Here is a 16,177-nt window from a genome sequence, read left to right on the forward strand (position 1 = left end):
TTAATTTGAAAAAAAAGGACTGGTCGGTTTTGACGGTCCTTTTTTTATGTAATCAATGCTAAATTTAATTCTATCAATAATACGTGTGATCGCGTGTTATTCCACACTCGGCACATGATGTATACAACAAAGGTGAACTAACTATGCCAATTTATAATGCACCGCTTGCAGATATGAAATTCATCTTAAATGATGTTTTTAACGCAGAACAATTCTGGCAGTCGAACGAAAATCTAGCGCATTTAGATGCAGCGACTGCAGAAGCTATTTTAGAAGAGATGGCGAAATTTGCGCAAAATGTAACGCTTCCACTGAACCGTACAGGTGATGAAGAAGGTGCAACTTATAACAATGGCGCAGTGACGACACCTGCTGGCTTCAAAGATGCCTTCCAACAATATGCTCAAGGTGGTTGGATTGGTTTAGGTGCAGAAGAAGAATGGGGCGGCCAAGGCATGCCAAAAATGCTGACTGTACTTTCTGATGAAATGCTGTTCGCAACCAACCCGTCTTTCATGCTTTACCCATTACTTTCAGTCGGTGCAGGTATGGCGTTAAACAGCTATGCATCTCAAGAGCAAAAAGAAACCTATTTACCTAAAATCTACTCAGGTGAATGGTCAGGTACTATGTGCTTAACTGAACCACACTCAGGTACAGATTTAGGCATTATCAAAACTAAAGCCGAACGTAACCAAGATGGTACTTATAACATCACAGGGACTAAAATCTTCATTACGGGCGGTGACCACGACTTAGCTGAAAACATCATTCACTTGGTGTTGGCGAAAACTCCAGATGCACCTGCGGGTTCACGTGGTATTTCATTATTCATCGTACCAAAATTTCTTGTGAACGAAGATGGTTCAGTAGGTGAGCGTAACGCCGCAGGACCTGGTTCAATCGAACATAAAATGGGAATCAAAGCTTCAGCAACTTGCGTGATGAACTTTGACGGTGCAAAAGGCTACCTCGTGGGTAAAGAAAACGAAGGGCTTGCAGCGATGTTCGTCATGATGAACTACGAACGTTTATCAATGGGTATTCAAGGTCTTGGTGCTTCTGAATTTGCCTACCAAAATGCGGCACAATATGCGACAGATCGTTTACAAGGTCGTAGTGCTTCTGGTGTGAAATCTCCAAACAAACCAGCAGACAGCATTTTAGTGCATGGTGATGTACGTCGTATGTTGTTAAACGTACGTGCGAACAATGAAGCATCGCGTGCATTTGCAGTGTATGTGGGTCAACAGTTAGACATCACCAAATTCTCTACCGATGCTGAAGCTGTGAAAAAAGCCAATGATCGCGTTGCGCTTTTGACACCAATTGCAAAAGCTTACTTAACCGATACTGCATTCCAAGCAACGCTTGATGCTCAAATGTGCTTCGGTGGTCATGGTTATATCCGTGAATGGGGTATGGAGCAATGTGTACGTGACTTACGTATTGCACAGATTTACGAAGGAACAAACGGCGTTCAATCTCAAGACTTGATTGGTCGTAAAACTATTAAGTGTAACGGCGCCTACGTTGCAGAATACATCGAAGAAATTCGTGATTTCGCCAACGGTTTAGATGCAGACTTAAACTTCATTAAAGATGCCACTTTAGATGCCGCGACAGAAGTAGCTGATTTGACTCAATTCGTACTTGCGCAAGCAGCAGAAAATGTAGAATTCCCAAATGCAGCAGCGGTTGACTACTTACACGCGGTTGGTTTATTAAGCTTCGCTTACATGTTTGCTCGTATTGCCAATGCAGCAAAAGATAAAGATGGCGAGTTCTTCCAAAACAAATTGGCGCTTGCTCAATACTTCGCACAACGTATTCTTCCAGAATTAGACATGCGTATTGCTAAAGTAAAAGCAGGTTCTGATTTAATCATGAACTTCAGCGAAGATTACTTCACTAGCCAAGCATAATCGTTAAGTATAAAAAAACGCCTGCTCTGTCAGGCGTTTTTTTATGCCCTAATGTTCATGTGCATGAAATTTGCTTATGATTGAATAAGTTGTTATTTCAAATAATAGGAGGTAAAGATGTCTGAACGAGATCCTAAAGTGGTTAAAATTGAAACCCTCCTCGACCGATTAGGTAATTTAGCGGTTGAAAGCTTTCATTATATTGCCTTATTTATTATTGGCTGTATGGTGGCATGGTCAGCCGTGCATACCGTCATTGAAATTCTTACCGTTAAACAATACGCCACCATTGACGATATTCTGTTGTTATTTATCTATTTGGAATTGGGTGCCATGGTTGGGATTTATTTTAAAACCAATCATATGCCTGTCCGCTTTCTGATTTATGTGGCAATTACCGCACTCACCCGTCTTTTGATTTCAGATATTCAACACGATCATAAAGCCGATATGGACTTGGTGATTATTACAGGTTCAATTCTGATTCTTGCGCTAGCCATTTTAATTGTGCGTTATGCATCATGGACGTTCCCTTCCGTCATACGCGATAAACATCATGATAAACCCTTACCGCTAGGTAAAACTCCACGTCCAGAAGATGATGAATTGGCTTAATTGAATCTTGTAAATCTAGCTTGCCCACTTTCGAGCATGACCTCTGCGGCTGAGTTCAAATCGGAAGTTGGGAAGCTTTTTATCTTGGGACTAATACATAGCGACCATTTTCAAAGATCCAGTACATATTTTGTGGCGGCTCAGGTAAGCCTAAACGTTGCCAATCATTGATAATCCGATAATTTGAACTTTCAATGCGCGAATTGGCATCACCAAAAACATAACTGGTACTTTGATGATTGTATTGAGTATAAGTAGGTGCCTGTAAATTAATACTGACATTGGCTTGTGGTCGGTCCCAATTTGGCGGACGATGATCATGCGGCGGATAGGGTCGATTCGGGTAAGGTCGATCTGGATATGGGAGTTGCGGTGGATAAGGTCGATAATTCGGGCGTTTTGTACTGGTGCCCTGATAATTTGACCAGCCATTAGCATCTGCTGAAGCATAGCTAGAACTCAGCATCAAGATGATCATCCCACATGCAAAATAGAACGTTACTTTCATCTGCTATTTCCAATGTTCTTTGTTGATATTTTAACCTAATTCTTTCCCCAAACATGCATACAAATAGAAGGCTGCGCAAAGATTTGTAGCGCTATGACATCTAAGCTATTCTCGATTTTGCTTTTCACACTTTATGCTAATATAAGCCTTTTCATGGATTAGGCTGAACATTGTGGCGGAATTAAGCTTTGAACGACTGCATCAATTTTTCTCTAAAGTTCCAAGTGTGCAACAAGAATTTATCGATTCTTATGGAACGGATGGTCAACATGCGTGGTGGTTTAAATTCCAGATTAATATCGACCACCCGCTAGCATGGCAAACCGTACAAGAACTGGGGCATGTACTCAATTACATTTCGACCCATGAGCGTTTACCAACGCAATTTCTTCCAGTTTCACCTCCGCCTTATATGAATGGTGAAGCTAAAAAATTTCTATCTTGGGTCATCCAATGTAATCACCCAGATTTTCCACCCGATGTGGTTTGTGACTGGCTTGAAGCGCGTTTACCACAGCCTGTCGAAGATGAAACACAATGGAAAATCAAAACTGATCTACATGAATTAGACAATATGACCGACAAAGAGCTGGATCAAATCATTCCACCAAATCCTCAGGTATAAACAATAGTTTCTCTCAATTCTTGATCTAAATCAGGAATTTCCTCCCTTTATTGATTAAAGGGAGGTGAGCTGGGATTAAAAATTAAAACGTTGATAAACCACTCCATTCCATAAAACGATACAACGCATATTTCAATTTTGAGTCATCCGCATACTGGGTATAGTCCACACTCATTTGTTTCCCCTCGAGGTTTGACCATGCCGTATTAAAGTACTGATTCGCATCTTGGAACACTTGAGCCTGAGTCGAACCCAAGACACGTAAGTCTGTCTCTAAATTATAATTTTTAATATTTCGTGCGGTAAAATTGGCTGAACCTAAAATCATCTCACTGCTATTCGCACCCCGCTTCACAATCATTTTACTGTGGCATTGTTCACCTTGGGTATTACACCAGCGCATGGGTATGCCTGCCGCATGTAACTCAGACGCTACCTGACGGTTTGGAATGCCATTTTTTTGACGTCCAAAAGCATCTTTATTCGGGTCAAGTAAAACCCGCAGTTGCACACCACGTTCTTGTGCTGCAATGAGGGCTTGAATAATTTGTCGTTCAGATAAATAGAACATTGCCAAATCAATCTGATCTTGTTTTTTTGCAGTCGTAATTAAGTTTAACGTCACATCTAAAATTGCTTGTTCCGTCAAGACTTGCACTTGGGGTTCTGTTTTGGCGGCTTCAAACTCACCCAGAATAATCACAGGCATGTCACCACCAGACATTCGACCTACCGCTTGCTCAGTCTTTAAAATATCGATCGCGGTATTGCCTGTCACCACTAAACCGATATTAGAGTGTCGTGAACTGCCATCATGTGGGTTCATCGAAGTAACCAAAGCCTTCCATCCCTGTGCAGTATCCACCACCAAAGTTTTACGATGATTGGCTTTAAAATTAAATAAATTTAAATAACTGCGTAAGGTAATGCGTTCTTTACCAAATGGATTTGGCAACCAACCTTTTTCAGGATTATTGCCTGCATTTTGACAACACAAATACCAGAAACCTGACCAAGTGGGATTTGATGCCCGTAGTGGACGCAAATCAGTTTCAATCACATCAATCCCTGCCTGACGCAGTTGACGATAATGTTCAGGTGCTACGCCACCATAAACTGAATTAATGGGATCGGTAATCAATTTAATTTCAATATGAGGATACTGGCGGCGTTTCGAAATTAAGGCATCGGTTAATTGTTGGGTTAGAGCTTGCTGTTGCAGTTTTGACTCACCCACCTCTTTATTGAATAAAAACATATCCAATACGATGGTGGTTTGGGCTTCATCAATCATTTTTAGCATTTCTTTAAAAATGACATGCTGTTGCTGCTGTTTACCATCACGGGTTAAATACGTTTGATCCGCTAAAAACTTCACTTGGGCATGCCGTAATTTTCCTGTGTAATTTAGACCTTCAGGTAACGGCTTTAGTGTGTGATAAATCCCTGAAGCCAAATAGCCCAGTGCCAAGAAACTAACAATGACCGCAACATAACGCCGCGGTGTCCAATTTAATTTATGATGAATTTTTCGAAAAATACGCATAAGAAAAAACCTAACCCAATAGGTTCAGGCTAGGTTTTCTTAACACATTTTTCAAGTGACTTTGTGTGACATCACCTTGAATCCATTCAAAAAGCTGATGGCTTCTTAGAAACCAAACTCCAACCCAACAGTGAAGTTGCGCCCCATTTGTGGAAGTGTCGATAAGAATGACGCATGGTTATATACAGTTTCATCTAACAGGTTATTGACTTTGGCATAAACACGATAATCTGTTTTATCCGAAAGGCGGGCGGCATAAGCTAAACCCAGATTTACCATATTGTAGCCATCAGTTTCTGTTTCATAGACTGCAATTTTGTCTTGCTTGAAGGCACGGTAATATTCCGCAGTTCCTGAGAAACCATCACCAAAATCGGCGTCAAAACGTGTTCCTACACGGCCACCAGGAACACGTGGTGCATCCCCTTCAGCATCAATTTTTCCACGTACATAGTCACCAAATAACGTGGCAGTATAGATTGGCGACAGTTGATAGGAGATTTCCCCTTCAGCACCATAAAAACGTGCTTTATCTTGCGTATACTGAATTAAACGAAAATCTTCATAACGATCCAGCGTTTGGGCATAAATATAATCATCAAACCAGTTATGGAACACATGAACATGATAGTTCAGTCGATCAGTATCGTAATGGAAACCCAATTCAAGGTTATTCGATTTCTCAACAGCTAAATTTTCATTGCCCAACTCATAGGTATTGGTTGCCAGATGCTTACCTTGTGAATACAGCTCCTGCGCCATCGGTAAACGTTCTTGATGGGAGGCCACCAAAGACAATTTATAATTCGGTGCAAATGCCCAGTTCGCTGCACCAGAATAAGAAAATGCATGATCATCATAATCTTTTTGTGGCGAATCAATATCAATACTTTGCTGATCCAAACGTGCTGCCAGTTCAAAATGCACATCGTTCCATTGACGATGCTCTAAAGCAAATAAGCTCCATTTATCTGTGGTACTTGGCCCTGCAAATAACGCTTCTTCTCCAGTAATATCGAGTTTTTGGCGACCAAACTGAGTGCCAATTACCCCTTCCCATGCCCCAATCGGGTTATGCAGCAATTCTAAACGCGTGTCATAACCTTCACTTTTAAAGGTTGTGGCAGCTTGACCTTCTTCAATTTCATCATGTTGATAATCGGTATAACTCGCTTGCACACGTAGTTTTTGGAAGCCTGCAAATGGGTCTGCCAACTCACTTCTAAAATCATAACGCTCGGATTTTAGATCTACCCAAGGTCCCGCATGACTATGATCATGTGCCTCGTGTGTATCTGCTTCATGGTCATGATCGTGCTCACCACAGTGTAAATGCGGTTGTCCTGCTAAATGTGCTTCACAGCTTTCATATTCATGATTATGACCTGGCAATCCATATTGATCTTGACGATTGGTATAAGAAACTCCCGTAAAACCACGATCATAAATCCATGACAGTCCTAAAGTCACATTTTGAGACTCCGCAAAAGTGTTATCTACGCGACGTTCTTTTTCACCTTCATGAACATAATCTGGGGCAATATAATTATTTGCATCGCGTTTCAGGCCTTCAACACGTAATGCAACTTGATCACCCAAACCAACTGTTACCCCTGCTGTAGCTAACTTTTCATCGTTGCCCTTGTTGTAACGTACACCAAGTTTTCCTTCATAGCCGTTCTCTGGCATCTGGGTGGGAATCTTATTGTCCGTGACATTGACCAAACCACCTACATTTCCAGCCCCGTACAATAAGGTTGACGGACCACGTACAATTTCAATTTGCTTGGCCAAAGTAGGATCTACGGTCACTGCATGATCTGGCGATAAAGTCGATACATCCATAGTTTCAGAGGCATTCGCCAAGACTTTTACACGTGCTGCATCTTGCCCTCGAATCACGGGGCGACTAGCACCTGGACCAAACTGATTGGAATAGACCCCGACCTGATTACTTAGTGCTTCACCTATGGTGGTGCCACCTTGTACCAACTGATCACTTTTAATGACGTTATCGGCAGCCGAATAATCTACAGCGGTCTGTACCAAAGGATGTGCTGTGACTTGAATGGTGTCTAATTTTTGCGTAGATTCATCATCTTGTGCAAATGCGGAAGGCGCGATTACCGCAAGAATCGCAACGGAAAGTAAATTCTTATGAAATAACATGAGTCAGGTTTGGTCTGGTGAAAGTCATTAATTGTTATAATATAACATTACTGTTTTTTTGCAATAAAAAACAGAATCTCCCTGCTAAGTTCTTTATCCTGTTTTTAGCGCAATATCCATTTTATCGCCTTATTTAGAATTATGGGATTAACCAGATTTCATGCCCTTTACTCTGTCTCATGCCGTTCTCGCACCACCTCTTTCCAAACTCAGCAAAGGGTATTTACCCACTGCTGCCCTAGCCATTGGCTGTATGACACCTGACCTAATTCGGCTTTTTACCCAACAAGATGGCGGAAAAACCCATCTCTGGAATGCTTTAATTTATCCAAATTTAGTAATTGGACTGTTTTTTTGTCTGTTGTGGTATTTCATTTATCGACCTGTGCTATATCGTTTTATGGGATTACAAGATCCATTACGGCTCACACAATTCAAAACAAGCATGGGTTTTGTTATAGGGGTTGTCATTAGCATTTTGGTTGGGGTAAGTACCCATCTCGTTTGGGATGGACTGACTCATGTCGACTTCAGAACCTTTGCCTTTCGGGATTTCCTGAGTCAAAGTATTTCCCTCTTCGGACAGCGTTTTCCTGTGCATCGTGTGCTTCAAATTGGCACATCCATCGTGGCATTGCCCATTCTTGTTTGGATGTGTATTCATTATTTTCAACAGTTCCGACAACCCTCACCTGTATCAAGCAAGATTAAACGCTATGCATGGAGTTTACTTGGCTTAACATTGCTGAGTGGCATTTATTCTGTTTGGGATTACGCTCGTTATTTTTCCTATGATATCTGGGTCTCCAATCTGTACTATTTTACAGCACGAAGCATCAATGAATTTAGTCAAGCCGCTTTAGTCATCTTCAGCACAGGCTGTCTTGTTTTTATGTTCTTCGATCAAAAACAGTATTTTGAATAACAACTTGTCCCTAAATTTTGCGCCGAAAAGCCATGAAATACAGAGGAATTTGGATCTAGTCCTTGTGACAAAATCCTCAACGAGGCATAATCCTTCCTTTACGAGCGGTACGCTGTTTACGTATACGCTTCCTTAACCCATATAGTTGGATTTTATACGCTATGATGCGAACTCATTACTGCGGTTCTTTAACCGAAGCCCAAATTGATGAAACAGTAACCCTTTGCGGTTGGGTACATCGTCGCCGTGACCACGGTGGTGTTATCTTCCTCGACATGCGTGACCGTGATGGTTTAGTTCAAGTCGTTATTGATCCAGATACCCCTGAAGCATTTGCAACTGCGGACAAAGCACGTTCAGAATTCGTATTAAAAATTACAGGTCGTGTACGTCGCCGTTATGAAGGCACAGAAAATGCCAATATGGTGAGCGGTCAAATCGAAGTTTTAGGTAAAGAAATTGAAGTTCTTGCTCAATCTGAAACTCCGCCATTCCCATTAAATGACGAAAATACCAATATTTCAGAAGAAATTCGTTTGAAATATCGTTTCTTGGACATCCGTCGTCCAGAAATGTTAGAGCGTTTACGTTTCCGTTCTAAAGTTACAAACTTAATTCGTAATTACTTTGAAGATCATGGTTTCCTTGATGTTGAAACACCAATCTTGACCCGTGCGACCCCAGAAGGTGCACGTGACTATTTAGTCCCAAGCCGTGTTTCAAATGGTAGCTTCTATGCACTTCCACAATCACCACAATTGTTCAAACAGTTGTTGATGGTAGGTGGTATTGATCGTTACTACCAAATCGCGAAATGTTTCCGCGACGAAGATTTGCGTGCAGATCGTCAGCCTGAATTTACCCAAATCGACGTTGAAACATCGTTCATGAGTGACGATGACATCATGGATTTAATGGAAGGCTTAACGGTTAAAATGTTCAATGAATTATTGAATGTGAAATTCGATAAATTTGAACGTATGACTTATGCCGATGCAATGCGTGATTATGCTTCTGATAAACCAGATATGCGTATTCCATTGAAATTGGTTGATGTTGCAGACTTAATGCAAGACGTTGAGTTCAAAGTATTCGCAGGTCCTGCTAAAGATCCTAAAGGTCGTATTGTAGCTTTACGCGTTCCAGGTGCTGGTTCTCTTCCACGTAGTGCAATTGATGAATACACGAAATTCGTTGGCATCTACGGTGCGAAAGGTTTGGCTTACATCAAAGTCAACGAACTTGAAAAAGGCATCGAAGGTCTTCAATCACCAATCGTTAAATTCATCGAGCCAATCGTGCTTGATTTGTTAAAACGTGTTGGTGCTGAAAATGGCGACATCGTGTTCTTTGGTGCAGACAAAGCAAAAGTGGTAAATGATGCAATGGGCGCACTTCGTGTGAAAATTGGTCATGACATGAAACTTGCAACTTGCGAGTGGGCGCCACTTTGGGTGGTTGACTTCCCAATGTTTGAAGAAACTGATGATGGCAAATGGACCTCTGTGCATCACCCATTCACACTACCAAAATCTAGTGTTGAAGAAGTGAAGAACAATCCAGGTGCTGCACTTTCTGTTGCTTACGACATGGTACTCAATGGTACTGAAATCGGTGGTGGTTCACTCCGTATTTATACTTTAGAAATGCAAAAAGCAATTTTTGAAGCATTAGGTATTGGTGAAGAAGAAGCAGAAGAGAAATTCAGTTTCTTATTGAATGCATTACGTTATGGCGCGCCTCCACACGGTGGTTTAGCATTTGGTCTTGACCGTTTGATCATGTTGATGACAGGCGCATCATCTATTCGTGATGTGATTGCATTCCCGAAAACCAAGACTGCTGAATGTCCATTGACGCAAGCACCTGCACCAGTTGAAGCAAACCAATTGCGTGACTTAGGTATTCGTTTACGTGAAAAACAAAAAGCTGAAGCGAAAGAAGCATAATCTTTAACTTCACCCAAAACCCTGCACTCGTGCAGGGTTTTTTATTCTCAAATGTTCCAATCTATGACATTTTTGAAAATTACATCTTTACCCATCATTCTTTAAATTTTCTTTTGAACTTTTCTTTCATCCCGCTTAGAGTAAGCAACGATAGCCTATATTCTGTTGCAACAGTTCTTGCCTTAATTATTCTATTCAAAAATTCATTTTGTTCTTAAGATGCTCATCTTTTTTTGATTCTATCTATCTTAGATTTTTAAGTCTCTTTGCAAAATTTTCTCTCATCCTTTCTGATAAAAAGATTCTTGAGTCAAAATATGGCTATTTATTTCCTGCTTAAATTTATCGCAATTTTACCTTTGTCATTTTTACAAAGAATCGCACTTTGGGTTGCCTATCTACTCTTTCAGACAAACTCCTCCATCAAACGAATTACAGCGATTAATCTCCGATTGGCATATCCTGAATTAAATGAACAAGCCTTACAAAAGCGTCTTCGTCTCAGCATTCAAAGCCAATGCATGACCTATATCGAATTTGTAAAATGCTGGGGAATGTCACCGCAATACAACTTCAACTTACTCAAGAATATTCATGGTGCAGAGCTCTTAGAAAAGGCTTTAGTCAATCAAAAGGGCGTGATTGTGGTCGTTCCTCACTTTGGTTGTTGGGAACTGTTAAATGCTTGGTTAAATATTTATACGCAACCCATGATCATGTACAAACCTGACAAAATAAAAGGTGTGAATCAGTATATTTTAAATGCCCGACAGAAATTTAACGCTACCTTGGTACCAACAGATGAAATAGGAATACGTCAAATTTTTAAACATCTAAAGCAAGGTGGTTTGACTGTCATTTTACCAGATCATTTACCCAAGGCTTCTGGCGGAATTTATTCACATTTTTTCCAGCAAAATACACTATCGGCAACATTGGTTTCGAAAATGGCGGCCAAGACGCAATGCAACGTCATTGGCTTAAGCTGTATCCGTAATCCTGAATTATCCAGTTTTGATGTATATTGCACTGAATTGCCTCAAACAATTCTTTCAAAAGATTTACAACAATCTGTGGATAGCTTAAATCTGGCAATGCAAGAGATGATTCAGCTCGCGCCCGAACAGTATATCTGGTCATATAAACGCTTCAGGAATTGTTATGGCAATGGTAATGTTTACTGCAAACAACCCACGATCTGACATTCTTTAAGAATTTGTTTGGATTATAAAAATAAAAGCTCAAATTTATATGAATTTGTATCGCATTGAGCTGATTGTTTTTATTCATTTGAGATCAATTCTGAGCAGTGGCATAATAGCCCGCAGTTTTAATATTAATAGATGAGCAAGCTTATGGCTATGCGTCCTGAAGTCCGCCGTCGTGGTCTTGTGGTAATTGTTTTTGCAGTCGTCCAGTGGTTATTCATGCGCTATATTCTTGCCAATGGTTTATTTAACCTAGACACCTCTGACCGTATTTTATATTTCTGCGTGAGTAGTTTAGGTGGCGCCTTTGCGATTTTTGTCGGTTTGATTTACATGGTGCTTAAAGGCAATCCGGATCGCGAATGATGTCTGAGTATAAAATCCTTGTTATTGGAAAACGTGGCGGAATTCTACAATGGTATGAAAACCTGTTAGCCATTCAAAAGCCAGACTCCCCTTTTCAAATCCAAGGATTTGCACTTAATCACAACAATAGTACGGAACGATTTTTAAAGAAAGTTCTGCCAAATAAAGACCGTTATACTGCGAATTTATTGAAAAAAAAGATTCATCAATTTCAGCCAGACCTGATTCTAATTGCAGATTTATTTTATTTTAATGAATTTTTATTAAAGGTTTTTTCTGAATATTCAGGCAAAATCGCACATTGGATTGGTGATTTCTTCGATCATCGATTACTCCGATCTAAAGATATTATTGATCTATATTGCTTCACGGACTCAAGTTTCCTAGATGATGCTGCGAAACTTGGACTCACTCAAACCACGTATTTACCCTTGGCTTATAATCCAGATATTTTCTTTCATTCAACAACTGAAAAAAATGACCGATTATTATTTGTAGGTGCGTGGTCTCCAGATCGTCAACATCTCTTGGAACAAATTCCCTTACCTATGACGATTTATGGTAAAGGTTGGGATAAGCTAAATAAAGCAGATAGTACAATTCACCCGCAGAATATTAGTTTATTAGAAGTTGCCGATTTATATCGACAGCATCGTTATGTATTGAATGTCATCAATAAAACCAACATCCGGCAAGGGATGAATATGCGCTGTTTTGAAGCCCCTGCTTGCGGATGTATTCTGGTCAGTGAGTATGTAAAGGATCTTGAATTTGTATTCGATGTCCAAAATGAAATCATTTGTTTTACAGAACCTTCCGAACTACAAAATAAACTGAATAATTCTGTTATTAATCCTTTAGATGCGATGAATAAAGTTCAACAAAGCCATACCTATAAAAATAGGTTAGCTACAATTATTGAATTATTATCCTAGCAATTGATTTCCAAATTAAATTAAAAGGTTTTTCTCTCCGTGTTAGTGAGCGTTATTGTCCCTAGTTATAATCATGCACAATATTTAGAAGAAAGAATCGAAAGTATTCTCAAACAAACTTATACAGCGTTTGAAGTTATTCTTTTAGATGATTTATCACCTGATAATAGTGCAGAAATCCTGAATAAATATAAGAACCATCCAAAGGTATCACACTGTATTATTAATAAAAAAAACTCTGGTTCTACCTTTCACCAATGGAATAAAGGCATGAGCCTTGCCAAAGGTGAGTTAATTTGGATTGCAGAATCAGATGATGTAGCCGAAGCGACTTTTTTAGAAAAACTCGTTTCACATTTCATTCAAAATCCCAATTTGGTTCTAGCATATAGTCAGTCGCATCGAATGAATGCACAAGGTAAAGTCACTGGATCTTGGAAAGACTTTACGGATGCTGTTGATCCAATCTTATTCGCAGATGATTTTGAAATGTCTGGGCTTGAATATATTGATCATTTCCTAAATACACAAAATACTGTTCCGAATGCCAGTGGTGTATTATTTAAAAAGCAAACTTATCTTGATGTTGGCGGTGCCAACCCAAGCTTAAGATTTATTGGCGACTGGGAAATCTGGACTAAAATCATCTCTCAAGGTGATATTTTCTATACGGCAGAATGTTTAAATTATTTCCGTTATCACGATACCAGTGTTATTGCCCAAGCTAAGAAAAAGAAAGATCACTTTGAGGTACGTCGGCAAGTCATTCTATTTCGGGAAAGCATGAATGCCTTTTTTGATCACCATAGAAAGCAACAACCACGAGCAAATAAAATCTATTTAAAGAATAAAAAGGCCTTATCTAAAGAACTACGCAAAAATGCCTCTTTAGCTATTCGACGTCGCTATTATGATCGGATTATTCCAACCAGCATGATTGCTTTACGCACCCTTCCTTTTTATGTTGTACCTTTTTTTATTCTAAAGTTGTGTATGCAGTTTATTCTTTCAGTTGCCTTAGTCGCACCTTATAAAACTATATTGAATAAGCCAAAATAAAGAAAAGGAGCTATTGCTCCTCTTCTTTATTTAAATAAGTTGGCTTGATTATCTTTATCACTCACCAACACGTTTTCAATTTCATATAAAGGCCACTCAATTGCAAGTGTCGGATCATTCCAAATAATCGCGCCTTCACTTTCTTTATTGTAGTAGTTTGTGGTTTTGTACAAAAACTGCGTATTATCTTCCAACGCTAAAAAACCATGTGCAAAGCCTTCAGGAATCCAAAACATGGTTTTATTTTCTGCACTCAGCTCCACTCCAACCCATTGTCCATAGGTTGCTGAATCTGGACGAATATCCACTGCAACATCCCAAGCTCGCCCTTGCACTACACGGACTAATTTCCCTTGTCCATAGGGTGCATTTTGATAGTGTAAACCGCGTAATACCCCTTTTTGTGAAAGCGAATGATTGTCTTGCACAAAAGTCGGTACAGCTTGCTGCAATTGTTCTAAGGCTTGTGCAAAGTGTTGTTGATTAAAGCTTTCCATAAACCAACCACGATCATCTCCAAAAACATTGGGCTGAAGAATCAATAAGCCTTCAATTTTCGTGGTTTCAACCTGCATTTGCTTCTTCCCAAATCTTTTTCAGATACTGACCATATTCGGTTTTTTGTAATGCTGTCGCACTCTCTAAAAGTTGTTCAGAACTGATCCAACCTTGATGGAAACCAATTTCTTCTAAACAAGCAACCTTCAAAGACTGACGCTTTTCGATGGTATAAATAAAGTGACCCGCTTCAAGCAGCGACTCATGCGTCCCCGTATCTAACCATGCAAAACCGCGTCCCAACAACTCTACATTCAGTGAACCATCTTTAAGATAAGCATTATTAATATCTGTAATTTCAAGCTCACCACGGGCAGAAGGTTTTACTTGCTTAGCAAACTCAATAACACGGTTATCATAGAAATAAAGTCCTGTTACTGCGTAAGGAGATTTTGGCTTAAGCGGTTTCTCTTCAATACTTAGCACTTTACCCGTTGCGTCAAACTCAACCACGCCAAATCTTTCTGGGTCTGTGACATGATAACCAAAAACTGTTGCGCCCTGTTCTCTTGAGCTTGCAGCTTCTAATTGTTTACCAAAACTTTGACCATAATAAATATTGTCACCCAAGATTAAGCAAACATTATCTTTGCCAATAAATTCTTCACCAATCAGAAATGCCTGAGCAAGGCCATCTGGAGATGGCTGGACTTTATAACTCAGCTCAATACCAAATTGCGCACCATCACCTAATAATTTCTGATATTGCGGCAAATCTTCAGGTGTAGAAATTAATAAAATTTCACGGATACCTGCTAGCATTAACACTGAAAGCGGATAATAAACCATGGGTTTATCATAAATCGGTAAAAGTTGCTTTGACACACCTTTGGTAATTGGATGTAAACGGGTACCAGATCCGCCCGCTAAAATAATACCTTTACGTTTTAAGCTCATTGACTTAGTAGCTCCGCTAAAGTTCGTTTCACGCCTTCTTGCCATTGAGGTAGGACAAGCCCAAACGTGTTTTGTAATTTTGCATTATGCATTCGTGAATTATGAGGACGGATTGCAGGTGTTGGATAGGCCGATGTCGGAATCGGATTCACTTTTTCCACCTTCAACACTTCTCCCAAAATATGTGCTTGCTGAAAAATAAAATTGGCATAACCAAACCAAGTCGTTTCACCGCTTGCAACCAAGTGATAAATTCCTGACTTTTGCCTATCAACCCAGACTTTAGGAATAATTTGTGCCGTAATGTCTGCAATTAACTCGGCTGAAGTCGGCGCACCAATTTGATCATCAATAATTGAGAGTTCTTCTCTTTGCTGAGCCAAATTGAGCATCGTTTTCAAAAAATTCTTGCCTTTTGTTGCGTAAACCCAAGAGGTTCTAAAAATCAGGTAGGCACAACCACTTTCAAGAATCGCTTGCTCTCCCAAGGCTTTTGTTTTGCCATAAACATTCAATGGAGCAACAGAATCAGCTTCATCAAAAGGTTGGCTGCCTTCTCCTGAAAAAACATAATCTGTTGAATAATGCACAAATAAAATCTGCTCGGCCTGACAAAGCTCTGCAATCACTCGAACAGTTTGATGATTAATTAAATCTGCTAATTCTGGTTCCGACTCTGCTAAATCCACCGCTGTATAAGCAGATGCATTAACAACCACGTCAGGTTTAATTGCTATGATTGCCTCGCGAATCGCTTGCGGCTGTGACATATCACCAGAATAACCATTCAATCCAGGACGGTCTAATGCAGTCACCTCTGCCAATGGAGCAAGTGCACGTTGCAGTTCCCAACCGACTTGCCCATTTTTCCCGAGTAATAATATTTTCATAA

Annotated in this window: 15 protein-coding genes; 9 read left to right on the top strand and 6 right to left on the bottom strand. The window is 40.0% G+C overall.

Annotation, left to right across the window (positions count from 1 at the left end; all coding sequences use genetic code 11):
- The first annotated feature begins 143 nt into the window (after positions 1-143).
- Entirely contained in the window at positions 144-1,925 is a 1,782-nt protein-coding gene (locus C3F34_RS03975) for an acyl-CoA dehydrogenase C-terminal domain-containing protein (protein ID WP_044738722.1), read from the top strand.
- A gap of 117 nt (positions 1,926-2,042) precedes the next feature.
- The gene (locus C3F34_RS03980) at positions 2,043-2,540 is read left to right on the top strand and encodes a phosphate-starvation-inducible protein PsiE (RefSeq protein WP_016168189.1); all 498 of its coding nucleotides are present in this window, start codon (positions 2,043-2,045) and stop codon (positions 2,538-2,540) included.
- 79 nt (positions 2,541-2,619) lie between these two features.
- On the opposite strand, the gene C3F34_RS03985 is transcribed toward C3F34_RS03980, so the two are convergent.
- Positions 2,620-3,048, bottom strand: coding sequence for an RcnB family protein (locus C3F34_RS03985; RefSeq protein WP_044738721.1), 429 nt, complete (start codon positions 3,046-3,048; stop codon positions 2,620-2,622).
- A 172-nt stretch (positions 3,049-3,220) separates the two neighbouring features.
- Between C3F34_RS03985 and C3F34_RS03990 the strand changes: the two genes are divergently transcribed.
- The gene (locus C3F34_RS03990; RefSeq protein ID WP_044738720.1) at positions 3,221-3,673 is read left to right on the top strand and encodes a hypothetical protein; all 453 of its coding nucleotides are present in this window, start codon (positions 3,221-3,223) and stop codon (positions 3,671-3,673) included.
- An 82-nt stretch (positions 3,674-3,755) separates the two neighbouring features.
- On the opposite strand, the gene C3F34_RS03995 is transcribed toward C3F34_RS03990, so the two are convergent.
- Together C3F34_RS03995 and znuD are read right to left on the bottom strand one after the other, a co-directional pair.
- Positions 3,756-5,219, bottom strand: coding sequence for a phospholipase D family protein (locus tag C3F34_RS03995; protein ID WP_044738719.1), 1,464 nt, complete (start codon positions 5,217-5,219; stop codon positions 3,756-3,758).
- Positions 5,220-5,324: 105 nt separating this feature from the next.
- On the bottom strand, positions 5,325-7,388 hold the full coding sequence (gene znuD, locus C3F34_RS04000; RefSeq protein ID WP_104441112.1) for a zinc piracy TonB-dependent receptor ZnuD: 2,064 nt from the start codon (positions 7,386-7,388) through the stop codon (positions 5,325-5,327).
- A gap of 160 nt (positions 7,389-7,548) precedes the next feature.
- Between znuD and C3F34_RS04005 the strand changes: the two genes are divergently transcribed.
- The 6 genes from C3F34_RS04005 (at position 7,549) to C3F34_RS04030 (ending at position 13,830) form a co-directional block, all read left to right on the top strand.
- Positions 7,549-8,313, top strand: a complete 765-nt coding sequence (locus tag C3F34_RS04005; RefSeq protein WP_044738717.1) for a DUF4184 family protein — start codon at positions 7,549-7,551, stop codon at positions 8,311-8,313.
- Positions 8,314-8,474: 161 nt separating this feature from the next.
- On the top strand, positions 8,475-10,262 hold the full coding sequence (aspS, locus tag C3F34_RS04010; RefSeq protein ID WP_044738716.1) for an aspartate--tRNA ligase: 1,788 nt from the start codon (positions 8,475-8,477) through the stop codon (positions 10,260-10,262).
- Between the two features lie 317 nt (positions 10,263-10,579).
- Positions 10,580-11,464, top strand: a complete 885-nt coding sequence (locus C3F34_RS04015) for a lysophospholipid acyltransferase family protein (protein WP_044738715.1) — start codon at positions 10,580-10,582, stop codon at positions 11,462-11,464.
- 153 nt (positions 11,465-11,617) lie between these two features.
- The gene (locus C3F34_RS04020; RefSeq protein WP_044738714.1) at positions 11,618-11,836 is read left to right on the top strand and encodes a hypothetical protein; all 219 of its coding nucleotides are present in this window, start codon (positions 11,618-11,620) and stop codon (positions 11,834-11,836) included.
- On the top strand, positions 11,836-12,771 hold the full coding sequence (locus C3F34_RS04025; protein ID WP_044738713.1) for a CgeB family protein: 936 nt from the start codon (positions 11,836-11,838) through the stop codon (positions 12,769-12,771). Before C3F34_RS04020 ends, C3F34_RS04025 begins: the two co-directional genes overlap by 1 nt.
- 39 nt (positions 12,772-12,810) lie before the next feature.
- Entirely contained in the window at positions 12,811-13,830 is a 1,020-nt protein-coding gene (locus C3F34_RS04030) for a glycosyltransferase (RefSeq protein ID WP_044738712.1), read from the top strand.
- A gap of 26 nt (positions 13,831-13,856) precedes the next feature.
- Here the strand turns inward: C3F34_RS04030 and rfbC are convergent, their stop codons facing one another.
- Genes rfbC through rfbD form a run of 3 tightly spaced genes read right to left on the bottom strand, consistent with a single transcriptional unit; the run spans position 13,857 to position 16,175 of the window.
- A complete protein-coding gene (rfbC, locus tag C3F34_RS04035; RefSeq protein WP_044738711.1) occupies positions 13,857-14,405 on the bottom strand; it encodes a dTDP-4-dehydrorhamnose 3,5-epimerase in 549 nt (182 codons plus the stop codon).
- Entirely contained in the window at positions 14,395-15,285 is an 891-nt protein-coding gene (gene rfbA / locus C3F34_RS04040) for a glucose-1-phosphate thymidylyltransferase RfbA (RefSeq protein WP_044738710.1), read from the bottom strand. The genes rfbC and rfbA overlap by 11 nt, the downstream gene beginning before the upstream one ends.
- Positions 15,282-16,175, bottom strand: coding sequence for a dTDP-4-dehydrorhamnose reductase (gene rfbD / locus C3F34_RS04045; protein WP_044738709.1), 894 nt, complete (start codon positions 16,173-16,175; stop codon positions 15,282-15,284). Before rfbD ends, rfbA begins: the two co-directional genes overlap by 4 nt.
- Positions 16,176-16,177 lie beyond the last annotated feature (2 nt).

The organism is Acinetobacter sp. ACNIH2 (assembly GCF_002934965.1).
In the GTDB taxonomy this organism is placed as follows: Bacteria; Pseudomonadota; Gammaproteobacteria; order Pseudomonadales; family Moraxellaceae; genus Acinetobacter; species Acinetobacter tandoii.